Annotated in this window: 10 protein-coding genes; all 10 read left to right on the forward strand. The window is 59.9% G+C overall.

Annotation, left to right across the window (positions count from 1 at the left end; genetic code table 11):
* The first annotated feature begins 38 nt into the window (after positions 1–38).
* Positions 39–9,305 carry a Spy0128 family protein gene (locus E7002_RS04545; protein ID WP_303727679.1) on the forward strand — a complete coding sequence of 3,089 codons (9,267 nt, stop codon included), beginning with the start codon at positions 39–41 and terminating at the stop codon, positions 9,303–9,305.
* A 94-nt stretch (positions 9,306–9,399) separates the two neighbouring features.
* The gene (locus E7002_RS04550) at positions 9,400–11,103 is read left to right on the forward strand and encodes a diguanylate cyclase (protein WP_303727680.1); all 1,704 of its coding nucleotides are present in this window, start codon (positions 9,400–9,402) and stop codon (positions 11,101–11,103) included.
* Positions 11,104–11,277: 174 nt separating this feature from the next.
* The gene (rimP, locus tag E7002_RS04555) at positions 11,278–11,748 is read left to right on the forward strand and encodes a ribosome maturation factor RimP (RefSeq protein ID WP_066662725.1); all 471 of its coding nucleotides are present in this window, start codon (positions 11,278–11,280) and stop codon (positions 11,746–11,748) included.
* Positions 11,749–11,766: 18 nt separating this feature from the next.
* On the forward strand, positions 11,767–12,978 hold the full coding sequence (gene nusA / locus E7002_RS04560) for a transcription termination factor NusA (protein ID WP_303727681.1): 1,212 nt from the start codon (positions 11,767–11,769) through the stop codon (positions 12,976–12,978).
* Between the two features lie 12 nt (positions 12,979–12,990).
* Positions 12,991–13,296 (forward strand): RNase P modulator RnpM, encoded by a 306-nt coding sequence (gene rnpM / locus E7002_RS04565; RefSeq protein WP_240480559.1) that lies wholly within the window; start codon positions 12,991–12,993, stop codon positions 13,294–13,296.
* A gap of 9 nt (positions 13,297–13,305) precedes the next feature.
* Positions 13,306–16,068 (forward strand): translation initiation factor IF-2, encoded by a 2,763-nt coding sequence (gene infB, locus E7002_RS04570; RefSeq protein WP_303727682.1) that lies wholly within the window; start codon positions 13,306–13,308, stop codon positions 16,066–16,068.
* A complete protein-coding gene (rbfA, locus tag E7002_RS04575; RefSeq protein WP_303727683.1) occupies positions 16,068–16,427 on the forward strand; it encodes a 30S ribosome-binding factor RbfA in 360 nt (119 codons plus the stop codon). The genes infB and rbfA overlap by 1 nt, the downstream gene beginning before the upstream one ends.
* Positions 16,420–17,394, forward strand: a complete 975-nt coding sequence (locus tag E7002_RS04580; RefSeq protein ID WP_303727684.1) for a bifunctional oligoribonuclease/PAP phosphatase NrnA — start codon at positions 16,420–16,422, stop codon at positions 17,392–17,394. The genes rbfA and E7002_RS04580 overlap by 8 nt, the downstream gene beginning before the upstream one ends.
* An 8-nt stretch (positions 17,395–17,402) precedes the next feature.
* On the forward strand, positions 17,403–18,416 hold the full coding sequence (truB, locus tag E7002_RS04585; RefSeq protein WP_303727685.1) for a tRNA pseudouridine(55) synthase TruB: 1,014 nt from the start codon (positions 17,403–17,405) through the stop codon (positions 18,414–18,416).
* Positions 18,400–19,332: a riboflavin biosynthesis protein RibF gene (ribF, locus tag E7002_RS04590; RefSeq protein WP_303727686.1), complete on the forward strand. Its 933-nt coding sequence runs from the start codon at positions 18,400–18,402 to the stop codon at positions 19,330–19,332. The genes truB and ribF overlap by 17 nt, the downstream gene beginning before the upstream one ends.
* Positions 19,333–19,343 lie beyond the last annotated feature (11 nt).

The following is a 19,343-nucleotide window of genomic DNA, read 5'->3' on the forward strand; positions in this document are numbered from 1 at the left end:
TCAAACGGGGGTCTTTTTCAAGTCGCGTAGCCGCGGCTATGCTCGCCCTTGCGCTCATTTTGCTGCAGATACCCGTGAGCTTTGCCGATGGTGATGGCGATTCTCCCGCGCTTGAGCTTTCCTCGACCGTAAGCGTGGGCCTCGATTTGAATGATGCGTACATCGAATGCCTTGGTCAGACCGTTTCTTCGCCGAGTACGAAGCTTGATGCTCCCGCGAAGAAGGACCTGGAGTTCACCGTGCAGGCGGATGGCGGCTACCAAGTTGAAAGCGTGAGCATGAGCCTGAACGGCGCCACGCAGGAACTGCAGGCCGATTCCGATGGCGTGTATACCGTTGCTGCGAAGAACGTGGTAAGCGGCCTTTCCATTTCCGTGGAAACGAGCAAGGTGGAATCGGAACAGCTTGCCTCTTCGGCAGCCGTTTCCGTGGCGCAGGATTCCAGTGATGCCGCCGCGTCTTCCAGCGTTGCCGACGCCGCTTCTCCCGAATCCTTTACGAAGTCGGTATACACGTATACGAGCGATGAGTACACCGTTACCGCCACGCTCGAGGACGTAACGGCCATTCCCGACAACGCTCAGCTTGTGGTTACGCCCGTAACAAGCGAGACCCAGGGCTACAACTATGGCGCGTATATGGAAGCGCTCAACGACACGGTATCTTCCTCTGGTGACGAAGATGCGTACACGAGCGAAAACACGCTTCTGTTCGACGTTGCCTTCATGGTTCCCCAAACCGATGAGTCCGGGAATGCCACCGAAGATGCCTACGTGGAAGTGGAACCCGCTTCGGGGTCCGTTTCCTATAGCGTCGCCTTCAAGGATGCGCAGCTTTCCGACGATCTGGGCGTCACGTCCGAATCGGCGAGCAGCATCGAAATCAACCACCTCGTGCTTTCGGAAGCAGCAATGGCCGATGCCGCGAGCACGCAGGAGGCTACCAGCATTACCGCTTCCGACATTTCCGTCGAAGGCGTTTCCGCCGATTCGGCGCGCGTGGAAGGCGAGGAAAGCCTGTCCTTCAGCACGACGAGCAATTCCATCATTTCCATCACCTCGGGTGGCACGGCTACGAAGTACAACGCGGTGGGCGAGCAGCTTACCTACGTGGACGTGCTGGGCAATGCTCGCTACTTCGGCATCGTGGCTGATACGTGGCAAATGGTCGAATCCGAAACGAACGCTGCCGTGAACGTGCTGTATCAGGACCAGCAGTCGGGCAATGACCTTACGGCTGGCGACGACCGCCAGCCTTGGTTCATTGGCACGCTTGCCAACTCGTACTATGGCCAGACCAGTTGGTGGCCCACGGCCGAATACGGCACCATCGTGAAGACGTTCATGATCAAGGGCCGCGACGCCGACGTGTACACGCCCGCCGAAAACGACCCGTACATTCTTTCGAACGGTAACGTTACGTTCCACGATACGTCCTTGGCCGACGTGAACGAGTACGTGAACTCGATGCTTTCGGATGCGGCGACGAAGTCGGCCGAGTTCGCCAGCAAGAATTCCATCGTGGGCGCCTTGCCTACTCCCTGCACTGATGGCAGCGATCCCGACCACATGACGACGAATTACGTCATCGACGTTACCTCGTATGGGTCGGGCACCTACTATTTGAACCTCGATAGTGTCTACTACGATTACCTGGCCAATCAGAGCGGCTCGCTGAACATCAAATGCAATTCCGACCAGACGGTGGTTATCAACCTCACGAGGTCGGGCGACGTCAACCTGCAGAAGTTCAGCATGACCATCGATGGCGTGACGTATTGGAGCGACAATACGAATGCCGCCGACGAGCCCATTGCCCAGCACCTGGTGTGGAATCTCCCGAATGCCACCACCGTAAACTTAATCGGCTCCGTTGCGGGCATGCTGCTGGCGCCGAACGGCACGGTGAACGTGATGTCCACCTCGGCGGGCTGGGTCGTGGCCAAGGAAGTCGTGAGCAGCTCGGGCGAATGGCATGACGTCTGGCAGTCCGTCGATCAACACTACCAGAAGGTCTCCACGCAGGCTCACGTAAGCAAGTCGCTGAGCGGCGCGACACTGCAGGAGGGGCAGTTCCAGTTCCAGCTGCTCGACGCGTATGGCAACGTGCTGCAGACGGTATCGAACGATGCCGACGGCTCCATTTCATTCGAGGACATTAGCTATCGCACGCAGGGAACCTACACCTATTACATACGCGAGGTCATTCCCAGCGGGGCCACCGATAATGGCGATGGCACGTATTCGTATGGCGGCGTGGTCTACGACGGAACCGTACATACCATGACCGTGAACGTCTATGCCGCGGTGCAGAACTATTCCCAGGAGCTGGCTGCTTCGGTTACCTACGACGATGGCTCTGCCTCCTCGGTTGTCTTCAGCAATTCCACCACCGGTTTGACGAGCACGTCGCTTTCTTTGGGCGCTTCGAAGACACTTGACGGCATGACGTTGCAGGAAGGTCAGTTCCAGTTCCAGCTTGTCGATGCCAACGGCAACGTGCTGCAAACTGCATCCAACGACGCTGATGGCAACGTTTCCTTCGATGCCATCACGTATGACTCCGAAGGCGCGTATGACTACGTCATTCGCGAGGTCATTCCCGCGGGTGCCACGCAGAACGCCGATGGCTCGTATTCGTATGCCAACGTGTCCTACGATCCACACGAGGAATCGGTCACCGTTACCGTTGCCGATGACGGAAGCGGCCAGCTTGTCGCCACGCCTACGTATGCAACGAGCGGTGGGGAAGCCACGTATGCCTTCTCGAATGCCTACACGGGCAGCGCATCGCTTTCGCTGAGCGCTACCAAGGTGCTCTCGGGCCGTACGCTCGTGCCCGGCGAGTTCCAGTTCGTCGTGGTGAAGTACGACGAGAATTGGAATTACATTGAAACGCTTGGTACGGCAACCTGCGACGATTCGGGCGTCGTCTCCTTCAGCAATATCGATTCCTATACGTTCGAAGACGTTGGCAAGAGCTATATCTACCAGCTGTTCGAGGTCATTCCCGATGGGGCCGTGCAGGTGGATAGCGAGCATTACGTGCTGAACGGTGTGACCTACGATGCCCATTCCGAATGGGCGTACGTGCAGGTGTCGTACGATTCCGCTTCCCAGAGCATTGTTACGAACGAGGATCTGTGCGACATCTATGGCTGGGTGTTCCGCAATGCGTACAACGCCTCGGCGTCGTTTACGCTCGATGGCGTGAAGACGCTTCAGAATGCGTCCTTTACCGGGGCCGATGCTCTCACGTTCACCCTGCAGGCCACGGGCGCCGATGCTTCGAGCGCGCCCATGCCCGAAACGAACACAGTTACCATTACACCCCAGGAGGGGTCGAGCGCCGCCTTCTCGTTTGGCGCCATCGAATTCGACCTGGATGACGTGGGCCATACCTATACCTACGTCGTTACCGAGTCGGCTTCCATGAGTGGCGTTTCGAATGACGCGCGCACGCATACCGTTTCGCTTTCCATCGCCGACAACGGAGACGGCACGCTTTCCGTGACGCCCACGTATTACGTCGACGACCAGGAGGTTTCCCAGGTCGAATTCGTGAACACGTACAGCGCTTCCGGCTCGGTGCAGTTCGCGGGCGCGAAGACCATGCAGGGTCGCGCGCTTGCCGACGGCGATTCCTTTGCCTTCGATATTTCCGAGAATGGCCAGGTCATCGCTACGGCGTACAACGATGCGACGGGCAAGATTTCCTATCCTGCCATAACCTACGGCCTTGCCGACGTGGGCGAGCATGTCTATACCGTAACTGAGCGCTCCGTGAACGCTGCGGGCGTTACGAGCAGCGATCAGGCCTATACCGTGGTGGTGAACGTGGCCGACAACGGGGATGGTACGCTTTCCGTAACCACTTCCGACAATGCGCAGTCGCTCGACTTCACCAACACGTACGTGGCCAGCGGCAGCGCCTCCATCGTGGCCTCCAAGACGGTAAGCGGCCATTCCCTTGCCGAAGGTCAGTTTAGCTTCGTGCTTACCGACGAATCGGGCGCTGTGCTGCAGACCAAGGCCAACGACGCCCAGGGTAACGTTGCCTTCGATAGCATTGCCTACACGCAAGACGACGCGGGCAAGACGTTCGTGTACTACGTGTCCGAGGTGAACGACGGGCAGGCTGGCTATACGTACGACACGTCGTCGAAGCGCGTGGAGGTATCCGTTTCCGACAATGGCGACGGCACGCTTTCTACGCAAGTTACCTACGACGATGGTTCGGCTGCATTCCAGAATGCCTACAGTGCGTCGGGTAGCGCCACGTTCCAGGCGCTCAAGCAGTTGTCCGGCCGCGATCTGCAGGAAGGCCAGTTCAGCTTCGTGTTGAAGGACGCCTCGGGCAACACGCTGCAGACGGTGCAGAACGCCGCCGATGGCACGGTGAGCTTCGATGCCGTTTCCTATACGCAAGCGGGCACGTACGCCTACACCATCACCGAGGTCATCCCCGAAGGTTCCACGCAGGTGGAAGGCCAGAACCTGTGGAAGAAGGGCGCCTACGTCTACGATGGCCATAGCGTAGACGTAACCGTGGTCGTTACCGATGACGGTGCGGGCCATCTGGTGTCCGACGTTTCGTATAGCGGCGGCACGACGTTCCAGAATGCCTACGAGGCCACGGGCTCGGTTGCCCTTTCGGCTATGAAGACGCTCAATGGCGTTGCGCCGAGCGAAGGCGCGTTCCAATTCGAGCTTTCCGATGCATCTGGCGTGATCGAAACGGTGTCGAATGCGGCGAATGGCACGGTGAACTTCTCGGATATTACGTACACGCAGGCAGGAACGTATTCCTACGTCATTCGCGAGGTCATTCCCGAAGGGGCGACGAGCAATGGCGACGGCACGTACACATATGACCGCTATACCTACGACGGCCATTCGGAACAGGTAACCGTGGAAGTAGTTGACGATGGGGAAGGTCACCTTGTTGCCATGCCCACGTACGAGCATGGTTCCGCCCTGTTCTCGAATGCGTATGCTGCCACGGGTTCGTATACCCCGCAGGCAATCAAGACGCTTGATGGCATGACGCTACAGGGAGGCGCCTTCAGCTTCACCGTGCGCGATAGCCAGGGCAACGTGGTGTCTTCCGGCACGAACGACGCTTCTGGCTCCGTTGCGTTCAGCAGCATTTCCTACACGCTCGACGATATGGCCGATGCGACGGTTTCCGTAGATGGTACGCGTACCAAGACATTCGAATACACTCTTTCCGAAGATCTGCCCGCAGGCGTGAGCGCGCAAGCCCCCACGCTCGATGGCATTACGTACGACACGTCCACGCATCGCCTTTCCGTTACCGTTACCGATGATGGCACGGGCGCGCTCTCCACGAGCGCCGTCTACGATGGCGATGCCAGCGCTTCCGCTGCCACCTTTGCGAACGCGTACAACGCATCGGGTTCTTTCGTACTCGAGTGCGAGAAATACATCGAGGGCCGTACGTTTAGCGCAAGCGATTCGTTCCGCTTCGTGGTGTCGGGCGAATGCGCCAACGACGCCTCGGTTCAGGCTCCGCTGCCTGCGCAAACGTCCGTGAACGTTACACCCGAACCAGGCGCGGGCTTCGTGCGCTGCTCGTTCGATGCCATTCCGTTCACGTTGGCCGATGCGGGCAATACGTATGTGTATACCGTCGTTGAGCAGGCGACCATGGATGGCGTCACCAACGATGCCGACGTGCATACGGTGACCGTGCAGGTAAGCGACAATGGCGACGGCACGCTTTCTGTGCAGGCGGAATACAGCGATGGCGAGCGATTGGTGTTCACCAATACCTACGATGCTTCGGGTCAGGCTGCGATTGCGGGTACCAAGGTGCTGCAGAATGCGCGCCTTGCCCAGGGGCAGTTCCAGTTCCAGCTTACCGATAGCGACGGAAACGTCATTCAGGCGGTCTCGAATGACGAGTACGGTGCGTTTGCGTTCGATGCCATTTCCTATGACCTGGCCGATCTGCAGGGCGCAACGTCGCGCGACTTCACCTACCACGTTTCCGAGCTGGGTGCCGACGTGAATGGCATTGCGTACGACACGCATGTGGAAGACGTGACCGTGCGCGTGACCGATACGGGCACCGGCACGCTTGCCACGCAGGTGCTCACCGACGCCGATGGCGTGACGTTTACCAATGTGTATAACGCCACGGGTTCGCTTGAGCTGTCTGCGGAAAAGCAGATTACGGGACGCAGCTTCCAGCAGGGCGATAGCTTCACGTTCCAGGTGAGCGCTGCAGAAGGCACGCCCATGCCCAGCCAGACGAGCGTGACCATCACGCCCGATTCCGGCTCTTCGGCTGCTATTGACTTTGGCTCTATCTCGTACGGTCTTGCCGATGTTGGCAAGCAGTACACGTACACGATCAGCGAAGTGGTCCCCGAGGGCGCTACGCTCAATGCCGATGGCACGTATACGCAAAATGGCATTACCTACGATGCTCAGGTGCATACGGTTACCGTAACCGTGTCCGATAACGGATTCGGCAAGCTTAGCGTCGACGCCGCGTATTCCGACGGCGAAAGCGGCTGTGTGTTCGTGAACAGCTACGACGCTTCGGGTTCCGCGAACCTGTTTGCTACGAAGTCGCTGCTGGGTCGTACGCTCCAGCAGGGCGAGTTCGCATTCCAGCTCTCGGGCGATGGCGTTATGGAAACGGCTCGCAACGATGAGAGCGGCCTGGCGTCGTTTGCGCCCATCACGTATACGCTTGCCGACGTGGGTACGCACGAGTATCAGATTTGCGAGCTTCCTGGAACGGTTGCGGGCGTTACGTACGATACCCATGTGGAAACGGTGACGGTCCAGGTGGAAGACAATGGCGACGGTACGTTGAGCGTTACGTATGACGGGCAAGACGTCTTTGCGGGCGCTGCGTTCGCAAACTCGTACGACGCGAGCGGATCTATCCAGCTTACGGGCCATAAGGACCTTTCCGGCCGTGCAATCCAGGCGGGGCAGTTCCAGTTCACGCTTTCGGGTGAGGGCATCGACAGCCAGACGGTCTCCAACGACGCGAACGGCGATTTCGCCTTCGCCGATCTTGCCTATACGCTTTCTGACGTTGGTGAGCATGTCTATACCATCGTGGAGAACGTCCCCGAGGGCGCCACGCTGCAGGAAGATGGCACGTACGTGCTGAATGGCTATACGTACGATGCGCATGTCGAGCAGGTGGTCGTGACCGTGCTCGACAATGGCGACGGTACACTTGCCGTGAGTGCCGCCTATGGCAGCGGCTCGAGCGCGCTCTTCCAGAATAGCTACGCCACCAGTGATGCCCAGGCCACCATTCAGGTCGAAAAGACGCTGAGTGGCCGTGCTTGGACGGAATCGGACGCCTTTGCCTTCACGCTTTCGCCTCAGGGTTCGGCGCCTGGGCAGGAGCAGGTGGCAACTGCCACCGCCGCCACGGGTGGCATTGCTTCCTTCGATGCGCTCGCGTTCACCATGGACGATGTGGCTGATGTTCCCGTTGCCGCAGATGGCACGCGTACTGCTACCTTCACGTATGCTCTTTCCGAGGTCATTCCCGAAGGCGCCACGCAGGAGGCTGGCGTATACGTGCTCGATGGCGTTGCCTATGACGCATCCGTTCATTCCGCCACCGTTACGCTCGTCGATGACGGCGCGGGCCACTTGAGCGCTACCGTTTCATACGATGACGAGTCTTCCGATGCAGCCACGTTCACGAACGCGTATGGCGCAAGCGATGCCTATGCTCAGGTCTCGGCCGAAAAGCAGCTCACGGGCGCGGCGCTGCAGGCGGGCCAGTTCCAGTTCACGCTGCAGGGCACCTCGGATAATGCAGCTGGCACCACGGCAACCGTTTCGAATGCCGCCGACGGTAGCGTTGCGTTCCCCGTGCTTTCGTACAGCGCGGCGGGTACGTATACCTATAGCATTGCCGAGGTCATTCCCGAGGGCGCAACCGATAACGGCGATGGCACCTATACGCTGGGCGCTTACACGTACACCTCCGAAACCCATGTCGCTACCGTGACGGTTGCCGATGATGGGGTGGGGCATCTGCAGGCGTCCGTTTCCTACGATGATGACTCCAGCGATGCTCCCGTCTTCGAGAATTCGTATTTCCAGGCGCAGCACGCGCTTTCGGTGGCCAAGTTCTACTACGGCGACGCTGTGAACCCCACGTTCGAATTCACCCTTACCGCGCTGGACGATGATTATTCCGAGCGCGCGGGCGAGAGCGCCTCGTATGGCGCTTCGAGTGAGGTAATCGATGCTGGTCAGGCGTTTACGGTTACCGTCTCGAATGCCTCGTTCGACGAGCAGGGCGAAGCCACGGTCGCGTTCCCTCAGATCGCCTATCAGCAGCCGGGCGCGTATCACTACAGGATCGAGGAAGTACAGGGCTCAAGCAGCATCGCGTGCGACACCGCCGTCTACTATGTGGACGTTACGGTGAGCGAGTCCATGAACGTGACCGCCTCGTGGAGCGTGCAGGACGGTACCGACGAGCGCACCCAGGTGAGCGAGGATTCGGTTGCCTTCTACAACAACGACGCTGAGCGCCTGGGCTACCAGTCGCTTTCGCTCATGGGCTACACCGAGGGCTCCGCTTCCACGCAGGTGTATCCGCAGGTGCACAAGACGCTCGATGGCTCGTTTGCGCTGCAGGCGGGTGCGTTCCACTTCCAGCTGCTTGATGAAGGCGGCAACGTGGTGGCCGATGCCACCAACGACGCCGACGGTCTGGTTTCCTTCTTCGAGGAGGGTTCTCTGGGCATTGAGTATACCCTCGATGACGTGGGCGTTCATACGTATAGCATCGTGGAGCTAGCCGGTTCCGATTCGGGCGTAACCTACGATGGCACTACGATCGTCTACACCGTGGTGGTTTCCGCGGTCGACTCAGACGGCGACGGTGCGAACGATTCGCTTCAGACCGAGGAAACGTATACGGTCGACGGCCGCGTGGTGAGCATTCCCGTGTTCCGCAATACCACCGAGGGCATGAGCCTGCGCGTGCAGAAGGTCTCGCGCGAAGGCGGTGAGGGCCTGGAAGGCTCCACCTACGCCCTATGGATGGCTTCTTCCGATGGTTCGGCCGATGCTCTTATCGCAGAGGCCACCAGTGACGCGAGCGGCTACATCACCTTCGACGACGTGCGCTTGCTGCAGGGCGCCAAGTATTACCTGAAGGAAGTCGAGGCTCCTGCGGGTCATAAGGTGGATCCGCGTCGCACGGCTTGCTTCTGCCTGAACGAGGCGGGGGATGGCGTCGTGCTTTGCGAGGGCACCACCGACGGGCTCCACGCGGGCGTATAGTTCCGTTTGGCGGTAATTGCCATCTCTCCCGTTCCTAGCAGGGTTGCTTGGTACAATACGATATGTAAGTGGGGCTGTTTGGGGAAAGGTTCCTGTGTCTGCGAGTATGCGTTCATATCGCATTAGAGCCCAGGCCATCGTGGTGGTCCTGGTTGCTTGCGTGCTTACTATTCTGTCGTTGATTGCGTCCAGCGAATACATCTATGATGCCGATGTCGAATCGGTGCAGACGTCCTTTGCTAGGGGCTGGACCGACGAAGGCGGGAATCTCGTTGACCTTTCCATGCTTGGCGCCGCAAATCTATCCGACGGCGATAACGTTATACTTCACAACAGGCTTCCGTACGAGCTGAATCCAGGCTCCGAGCTTATCTTCTGTAGCTGCAATACGAATTTCATCGTGTACGTGAACGGGGAAGAGGTTTATAGCTTCCAGCCGGAACGTTCTCCGTTGGTGGGCCATAACTACGGGTACGCGTTTCACTTCATCGACCTGCCCCAGTCCGTTGCGGGTACGGAAGTCGTCATCTACGTGAATGGCATGTATGCCGACAATTCGTCGGAGTTCAAGGCCATGGAAATATCCTCGGCGAATGATTACGTGCATCGTCATTTCCTGCGTGGCGTACCCCTGGGTGTCGTGTGCCTTGCCGTGGTCTTTCTTGGGTCGGTTCTCATTGGCATGCACTTCTACCTGCGAAATATCGGTCACATTGCCTTCAACCTGGCATCCCTTGGCCTGTTCAGCGTTATTATGGGCGTGTGGGCTGCCATGCATACGCTCATCCCGTACCTGCTTGCGGGCGGCATTCAGCTGTGGCGCGTCATCGATTGCTACAGCCTGATCTTCGCGCCGTACCTGCTCGTGGCTTTCGCCGATTCCCTTATGGTGAAGCGTCGCAAGCGCTACGTCTGGGCGTCGTTTTCCGTTGCCATGGCATTGACTATCGCAGCGTTCGTTTTGAACCTGGCGGACATACTCGACATCCACTACACCATGCATGCCGTGCGTGTGGCCATGCTCCTGCAGGCTGCCCTGGCCATCTACATGATCGCCTCTACCGTTCGCCTGCAGCGGAGCGCGGGTCACTACGTGCGCCATGGTTCCGTCATTAATGCACTCGTGGTGTTCATCGCCGCTTCGGTCGTCGACCTCGTGGCGTACATGTACGTTCGCTTTTCGTTCTACACTCCGGGCATGTTCGCATCCCTCGGCTTGCTCGTGGCTCTTCTCATCGTGTACATGCACATCGGCAAGATCGTGAAGAGCGATGCCGTAAGCGCCAGCCAGATCGACGAGATTCGCAACCTCGCCGTTACCGATGCGCTTACGGGCATTGGCAACGTGCGTGCGTGGAACGACGCCAAGGAAGAGCTGCAGAGCATGTTCGAATCGGGGCAGCTGGAAGACGCTGCGGTCTGCATGCTTGACGTGAACAACCTGAAGAACGTCAACGATACGCTGGGCCACGAGGCGGGCGATCGCTACATATGCGTTGCCGTCGATTGTATCAACCGTACGTTTGGCAAGTTCGGCGGGTGCTATCGCAAGGGTGGCGACGAATTCACGGCCGTCATCTGCACGTCCGATCCCGCTGCCGATTTCCGCGAGTGCCTGGTGGGCCTAAACGAGCTGCTCGACGAGTTCAATGCGGGGGAGGGAGCACCCCTTCCCATGCGCATTGCCGTTGGGTCGGCAAGCGTGAAGGAGCATGGTTCGTTCGAGGCTGCCGAAATCGTCGCCGACGAGAGCATGTACGCCCACAAGTCGTCTATGAAGGATGCGCGGCCTGCTTAGCCCGCTGGGGCAATTTGTGGTGAAACCTCCATGGCATTGGCAAATTGATTCCAATGTGGTATAAATATTCGAGTTTGCGATAAGTCGCATACGGAATACTTTCGGAATGTTGGAAAGTGGGATTCGTCCCGCTTTCTTCTTTTCTAGGGCGATAAACGATCAGGAGGTGCGAACGTGCTCACGCGAAAGGAAGAAACGCTGCTCGAGGCGCTCGAGCCTGCTGCTACCCAGGCGGGCATCGAGATCGTTACCGTGGAAGTGGCGGGCGCCAAGAAGGCTCCCACCATCAAGGTGTACATCGATACGCCTTCCGGTGTCGGTTTCGACCAGCTGGCGGCTGCCCAGAAGTGGATTGGCGCCATCATGGACGACATCGATCCGTTCCCCGGTGCCTACACCCTCGAAGTAAGCTCCCCGGGCATCGACCGCCCGTTGCGCACGCCCGAGCATTTCACCAAGTTCGCGGGCGAAGACGTCCTCATCACCTGCCGCGGCCCCGTTTCCGGCCGCTCCAAGTGGACGGGCGTGCTCCGCGGCTTCCAGGATGGCTCGGTTATCGTAGAAGCGGAAGGCGAGTCCGTCTCCATTCCGCTGGAAGACATCAAACGTGCCCGCGTAAAGGGCAAAATCGATTTCAACGCATAGAGGAAAGGACGAACGGCTATGGCAAGTTCAGAGCTGATTGAAGCGTTGCAGATGCTCGCTCACGAGCGAAAGATCGATGAGTTCTATCTTATCGAGCGTCTGGAAGCTTCGCTCGCGAAAAGCTATCAGCATATCCTCGACCTGGAATGGGACGCTCGCGTCACCATCGACCGCAACTCCGGCAAGATCTACGTGTACGAGCTCGTGCCCGTAGGCGAGCCCGATGAGGAAACCGGCGAATACACCGAGTTCGAAGAGCGCGACGTCACGCCTCACGACGTGAGCCGCATTGCCGCCCAGAACGCCAAGAGCGTCATCTCCACGCTCGTGCGCGAGGCTGGCCGTCAGACCATCTACGAAGAGTTCAGCAAGCGCGTGGGCGACCTGGTCACCGGTACCGTACTGCAGGGCACGCCCGATTTCACGATCATCAAGATTCGCGATGGCGTGGAAGCGGAACTGCCGCATTACGACAAGACGCGTTATCCCAACGAGCGCAACGAGCGCCCGAAGAACGAGCGCTATCGTCACAACCAGCGCCTGAAGACGCTCATCATCGAAGTGCGCAACCCGAACTCCGAAGACGTGAAGGCCCGTGGCGAGCAGGCTCGTCCGTCCATCGTGGTGTCCCGTACCCATCCCGACCTCATTCGTCGCCTGTTCGAGATCGAAGTTCCCGAAATCTACGACGGCGTGGTGGAAATCAAGTCCATCGCCCGCGAGCCTGGTGCTCGTTCCAAGGTGGCCGTGTACAGCCGCGAGGCTAACCTCGACCCGGTAGGCGCTTGCGTTGGCCCCCGTGGCAGCCGCGTGCGCATGGTGGTCGAAGAGCTGCGCAACGAGCGCGTCGACGTCATCCAGTGGAGCGAAGACCCGGCCGTGTACGTGCGTAACGCCCTTTCCCCGGCGCGCGTTTCCCACGTGGAAATCGACGAGGAAACCCAGTACGCCACCGTGGTCGTTCCCGACGACCAGCTTTCCCTGGCCATTGGCAAGGAAGGCCAGAACGCCCGTCTGGCTGCGCGCCTCACGGGTTGGCACATCGATATCAAGTCCGCTTCCTTTGCAGGTTCGCCTGCGCCGGTCGACAACGTGCTCATCGACGAAGACGTCGCTGAAGACGAAGATGGCCTGTGCGAATATGTAAGCCCCGATGGCGTTCGCTGCCGCAACCATGCCCGTCCGGGCAGCCACTTCTGCGGCATCCACGCTTCGCAGTCGGAAGAGTAGGCGGAAGCACCTATGGGGCAGAACGGCAACATGCAAACGGCCGGCGCAAAGCGCGTGCGCACCTGCATTGCCTGCGGTGCGCAGCAGGGAAAGAATTCCCTCTATCGCGTTGTGCGTTCTCCGGAGGGGGCCGTCTCGTTCGACGCAACGGGGCGTGCTTCCGGCCGCGGTGCCTATGTCTGTTCTGCCGCATGTCTTGATCGGGCATGCAAGACCAAGCGGTTAGATCGTGCGTTGAAGATGAAAGTGTCCGATCAAGATCTCGCGCGCGTTGTCGCCGATATGCGCGACGCGATTTCGCGGTCTGAAGTAATGTAAGGAGAACGAATGGCAATTATGCGCGTACATGAGCTGGCGAAAGAGCTGAACATGACCAGTAAGGAACTGCTCGATCGCCTCGCCGAAATGAAAATTCCGGCCAAGAGCCACGCGAGCGTTCTCAACGATGCCTACGTCGACAAGATTCGCAAGAACCTTGCGCCCGAACTGAAGGAGCGCGCGGGCATCATCGACGACGAGGAAGCTCGCAAGCTTGCCGAGGAAAAGGCCGAAGCCGAAGCCAAGAAGGCCGAGGAAGAGGCCGAGCGTCGTGCTGCTGTGGAAGCGGAACGCGCACAGCGCGAAGCCGAGCGCGCCAAGCGTAAGCAGCAGGCGGCAGAATCCGAAGAAGATGCCGAAGAGGCCCAAGCCGACCAGGCTCCGGCAGTGAAGCGTCCGCCTTCGCCCTATGCGAACCTGGCGGAGCAGATTGCCGCCGAGAAGGAGCGCGTTGCGCGCGAGGCCGCCGAAGCCAAGGCCCGTGCCCGCATGGCCGCCGTTAAGCGCGACGTTGCGAAGAAGCAGGCCGTGGAACAGCGTCTGCATGCCTCTCGCAGCAAGTCTTCCCACAAGTCCGCGGAACAGGCTGCTGCCCCCAAGGCTCCGGCTCGTACCGTTCCCACCACCTCCAGCCGCTTCGATTCGCTGCTTTCTCAGATCGAAAGCGAAAAGCAGCGTCTCCAGCAGAGCAAGCAGGAAGCTGCCGCCCGTGCCAAGGCTGCTCGCGGCAATGCTCCCGCGCGTGGCAAGAAGGGCCGCCACAGCGGCCACACCTTCGAGCCCGATGTACCCGAATTGGCTGGTCAGCAGGTTGAATCCGGTGAAGATCGCTACGCTCAGATGGCGGTAAAGGCCGAAAAGCTGCAGCGTGACAAGGTGCTTTCCGAAGCACGTGCTGCCGTTGCCGCTGCTAGCCACGAGGGCGAGGGCCGTCGCCGCAAGCGCAAGGAAAAGCGTCAGGCGGAAGCCCGCGAGCGCGCCGAGATGGAAGCCATTCAGAAGGGCCTCGATCCCAGCCTGGTGCTCGACGATTCCGTCATCGAGATTCCCCAGGGCGCTACGGTGCAGAAGTTTGCCGAGCTGCTGGGCGTTGCCCCCAACGACGTCATCAAGCGTCTGTTCATGCTGGGCCAGGTGCTCACGCTCACACAGAGCATGTCCGACGATCTTATCGAGCTCATTTCCGATGACATGGGCCGCAAGGTGCGCGTTGTGAACCCCGAGGAAGAATACGCCGTCGTGTACAACGACAGCGAGGAAGACCTGAAGCCGCGTCCGCCGGTAGTTACCGTCATGGGTCACGTCGACCACGGCAAGACGAGCCTGCTCGATGCCATCCGCGAGACGGGCGTTGCCGAGCGCGAGGCTGGCGGCATCACGCAGGCCATCGGCGCTTCGGTGGTCGACCTCAACGGCCGTCAGGTTACCTTCATCGACACCCCTGGTCACGAGGCGTTTACCGCTATGCGTGCCCGCGGCGCCAGCATCACCGACGTTGTCGTTCTGGTTGTTGCCGCCGACGACGGCGTCATGCCGCAGACGGTCGAGGCAATCAACCACGCCAAGGCCGCCGACGTGCCCATCGTGGTTGCCGTGAACAAGATCGACAAGCCCGGTGCCACGCCCGACCGCGTGCGTCAGGAGCTCACCGAATATGGCATCATCCCCGAGGAATGGGGCGGCAAGAACATGTTCGTCGACGTGTCGGCCAAGAAGCGCCTGCATATCGACGACCTGCTGGAAACCATTCTGCTCCAGGCCGACGTTCTGGAATTGAAGGCCAACCCGAATGCCGACGCCAGTGGCTACGTCATCGAGTCGAAGCTCGACAAGGGCCGTGGTCCCGTGGCCACCGTGCTTGTTGCCCGTGGTACGCTGCATCCCGGCGACACCGTGGTTGCCGGCACCAGCTATGGCCGCGTGCGCGCCCTCATCGACCCGCGTGGCGAGCATCGCGACGAGGCGCATCCCGCCGACCCGGTCGAGATCCTGGGCCTGAACAGCGTTGCCACTGCCGGTGACGAGTTCCGCGTGTTCGAAGACGAGCGTGACGCCCGCAAGCTGGCCGAGGAACGCGCTCTGCGCAAGCGCCTGAAGCAGCAGGAAGCTTCCCACATGTCGCTGGACGACCTGTTCAACCGTATCGAGGAAGGCAAGACGACCGACCTGAACCTGGTTGTGAAGGCCGACGTCGACGGCTCCATCGAGGCCCTGCGTGGCGCCTTCGACAAGATGGACCAGTCGGAAGTAAAGATCAACATCATCCATGCTGCCGTTGGTGGCATCACCGAGACCGACGTCACGCTGGCTGCCGCCTCCGACGCCATCATCATCGGCTTCAACGTGCGCCCCATGGGCAAGAGCAAGCAGATGGCGGAAAAGGAAAAGGTCGACATTCGCCTGTATCGCGTTATCTACCAGGCTATCGAAGACATCAACGCCGCTCGCGTTGGTCTGCTTTCGCCCGATATCGTGGAAAAGGACACGGGCATCGTGGAAGTTCGCGAGACGTTTAAGGTTCCCAAGGTGGGCACCATCGCCGGCGCCTACGTTATGGAAGGCGAGATCAGCCGCGACGACCGCGTGCGCATCGTGCGTGACGGTACGGTTGTCTACGAAGGCACCATCGCCAGCTTGCGTCGCTTCAAGGACGACGTCAAGAGCGTGCGTTCGGGCTACGAATGCGGCATTGGCATCGACGGCTACCAGGACATCAAGGTGGGCGACACCATCGAAGGCTACAAGACGGTGGAAGTGGAGCGTACCGAGTAATGAAGCAGGGTAGTTCTTCTCGCAAGGTAAACGAGCAAGCGCGCGAGGTCATCGCCAGCGCGCTGCTCTTCGACATCTCCGACCCGCGTCTGTCGCTGGTCACCATTACGGGCTGCGAAGTCAGCTTCGACCGCAGCGTGTGCAACGTGTACTACACGGCAAGCTCTTCGGAATACGAAAGCGTTGCCGCCGCGTTCGAGGGCGCCAAGGGCCGCATTCGCTCGCTTATGGCGAAGCGTCTGTCCTGGCGCGTTGCGCCCGAGCTGCGCTTCATCCTCGATGCTAGCGTCGACGAGGCCGAGCGCATCGAAAGCGCCCTGCTTCGCGAGGCCAAGAGGAGCGGTGGAAGCGTTGACTAGCGAGTTCGGTAGCCTGGAAGGCGTGGCGTCTGCGCTGCTCGAAGCGCAGAGCCTCGTCATCTGCGGCCATATTAGCCCCGATGGCGATTGCATTGGCTCGCAGCTGGGCCTGGCGCATGCGCTGCGTTCCCTTGGCAAGCAGGTTACGTGCCTGCTGGCTCACGACGAGCCCATTGACTACGGCCTGCGCTTCCTTCCGGGCGCTTCCGAATTGGTTCCCGCATCCCAGTTTCAGGGCAGCTTCGACACGTTCGTCACGGTCGACGTGCCCGCCGCCGCCCGGTTGGGCGAAGACGCCGCCGCTCTACATGCCGGTGCCTCCCATACCGTCACAGTCGACCATCATCTCTTCAAGACGCCGCTTTCCCAGGCGTATTACGTCGATTCGCAGGCTCCATCCTGCTCCATGATCATCTGGCAGCTCGTCGAGCTGCTGGGTGCTCCGCTCACGCCCGAAGTGGCCCTGTGCTGCTACACGGGCTTGGTTACCGATACGGGTGGCTTCAGCTTCCAGAATACCAACGCGCAGGCACTTCGCCTGGCGGCTGGCATGGTGGAAGCGGGTGCGCGTCCCGATTTGGTCGCGCGCGAAGTCTTCCAGAATCGCAGCCTTGCCTCGCTCGAGCTGCAGAAGGTCATGCTCAGCCGTATGTCCCTTTCGGAAGACGGCGTTTCGGCAATCAGCTACCTTACCCTTTCCGACTTCCAAGAGCTTGGCGCCGTGAAGGCCGATGCCGAGCCCCTTATTAACGTTCTTCGTTCCGTGCGTGGCATTCGCGTGGCATGCATCCTGCGCGAGCAGGAAGATTGCGTGCGCGGCAGTCTGCGCGCGAAGGACGATACCGACGTTGCTAGCATTGCGAATCGTCTTGGTGGCGGTGGCCATCGTGCGGCTGCTGGCTTCACGTTCCATGGCACGCTTGCGCAGGCGCGCGAAGCGGTTGCCGCCGAGCTTGCCGCCCTGTAGGTCCCGCCATGGCTAAGCGTAGTTCTACGGGGTATTCCTTTGTCGTGGGCATCGACAAGCCCGCGGGCATGTCGTCCCACGATGTCGTAAATCGTTGCCGCCGCATCTACGGCGAGCGACGCATTGGCCATACGGGCACGCTCGACCCTGCGGCTACTGGTGCGCTCATCATCTGCGTGGGCCCTGCCACGCGCTTGGATCGATTCCTTACCGCGCACGACAAGACGTACGAGTTCTCGGTCGTCTTTGGTACGGCAACCGATACCGACGACGCGGAAGGCCAGGTCACGAAGACGCTTTCTGTTCCTAGCCAGGCGTACGACGAGCTGCATGCGCGCGAAGTCGTAGCGGGCCTGGTGGGCAAGCACAAGCAGCTTCCGCCCGTGTATTCCGCCATCAAGGTGAATGGCAAGAAGGCCTACGAGGAAGCGCGTCGCGGCAACATCATCGAATTGCAGCCGCGTGATATTGAAATCTACGAGGCCCAGCTCATTGGTTTCGAGCTATGCGGGGACGTCCCCGTGTGGCAGGTACGTGCCAGCGTTTCCGCGGGTACGTACATTCGCTCCATAGCCCGCGACCTGGGGTCCTCCATGGGTACGTGCGCCCATGTTGGCTACCTGCGTCGAACGTGCACGGGTTTGCTCGACGTGGAATCGTGCGTTTCGCTCGAGGCGCTCGAGCGCGACCCGTTTGGAAGCCTGCTCGATCCGGTGAAGCTCATGGAGCGTCGGTTCGTGTTCGCGCGCGGCTCTCTGCAGCGCGATGTCGAATGCGGGCGTCCTCTTCCTGTTGCGGACCTGCCGCTCTTTGCCTACGATACCAAGGTGCGTCAGCAGATGGCGCTTTGCGGGTGCACGAGCGGTGTGCATCCGGCCGATGGGCCGCTGTTCGACGGTGAGGAAGTATGCATCGTCGTCGGCGATACGCTCAAGGCCATGTATTCGTACGACGCTGCAAGCGATTCCCTGAAATCGTGTTGCGGCTTTGCGGTGGGGGTGAAACGTGGCTCCGATATATAGGGTCGACGATTCGTTCGATTATTCGCTCTTCGATGGCGCTTCGTGTGCGTTTGGCGTGTTCGATGGCGTGCATACGGGGCATCGCTATCTACTTGATGCGGCTATCGAATCGGCTGCCCAGAGCGGCGGACGTTCCATTGCCCTCACGTTTGACATCGACCCCGACGAGATCTTCGATCCCGCGGGCCTGAAGAAACTCCTGTCCAACGAGGATCGCCTGGACGCCTTGGCCGATTCCGGCGTCGACGCAGTGTGCGCGCTGCCGTTTACGCGCGAGTTCGCTGCGAACGAGCCGCTTCAGTTCCTGCAGTCTACGTTTGGCGGCCACGTTCCCGCGTTTTTGCATGTGGGTTCCGATTTCGCCTTTGGCGCGAAGGCCGCAGGTCATGTGTCCGACCTGCAGGAATGGGCCGAGCACTCGGGAACCACCATCCATGCGCATCATCTGGTGTCTTCCGATGGGCGCCCCATTTCGGCCACGCGCATTCGCGGCTTGCTTGCCAATGGCGAAATCAACATGGCGAATCGCCTGCTCGGGCGTCCGTACGCTATTCACGAGAAGGTGTTTGCGGGTCGCCAGGATGGCCGTGACTTCGGCTTTCGCACGGCGAATCTGCTTGTGCCGCCGCAGCAGAAGGTCATCGCCGATGGCGTGTACGCGGGTATCGCGCGCGTCGACGGCGTGCCGTACAAGGCGGCTATCTCGTCGGGCGTGAGCCCCGTATTCAAAGACGAGTCCACCGCCAACTGCGAGGTACATTTGCTCGATTTCGACGGCGATTTATATGGCCAACGCATTTGGGTGGAGTATCATCATTGGCTACGGCCCATGATGAAGTTCTCTTCCACCGAAGAGCTCATCTCAACGGTTATGGGCAATATTCAATGGGTTCGCGATAACATGATTCTGCATTAGAAGGGGAAGGA

The sequence above is a fragment of the Denitrobacterium detoxificans genome (assembly GCF_015062615.1).
Lineage (GTDB): Bacteria > Actinomycetota > Coriobacteriia > Coriobacteriales > Eggerthellaceae > Denitrobacterium > Denitrobacterium detoxificans_A.

What these genes read in the sequence shown, in the direction of transcription:
- infB (WP_303727682.1), top strand. Translation starts at nt 13,306, where the DNA reads ATGGCAATTATGCGCGTACATGAGCTGGCGAAAGAGCTGAACATGACC.
- E7002_RS04545 (WP_303727679.1), top strand. Translation starts at nt 39, where the DNA reads ATGCTCGCCCTTGCGCTCATTTTGCTGCAGATACCCGTGAGCTTTGCC.
- rnpM (WP_240480559.1), top strand. Translation starts at nt 12,991, where the DNA reads ATGGGGCAGAACGGCAACATGCAAACGGCCGGCGCAAAGCGCGTGCGC.
- truB (WP_303727685.1), top strand. Translation starts at nt 17,403, where the DNA reads ATGGCTAAGCGTAGTTCTACGGGGTATTCCTTTGTCGTGGGCATCGAC.
- rbfA (WP_303727683.1), top strand. Translation starts at nt 16,068, where the DNA reads ATGAAGCAGGGTAGTTCTTCTCGCAAGGTAAACGAGCAAGCGCGCGAG.
- nusA (WP_303727681.1), top strand. Translation starts at nt 11,767, where the DNA reads ATGGCAAGTTCAGAGCTGATTGAAGCGTTGCAGATGCTCGCTCACGAG.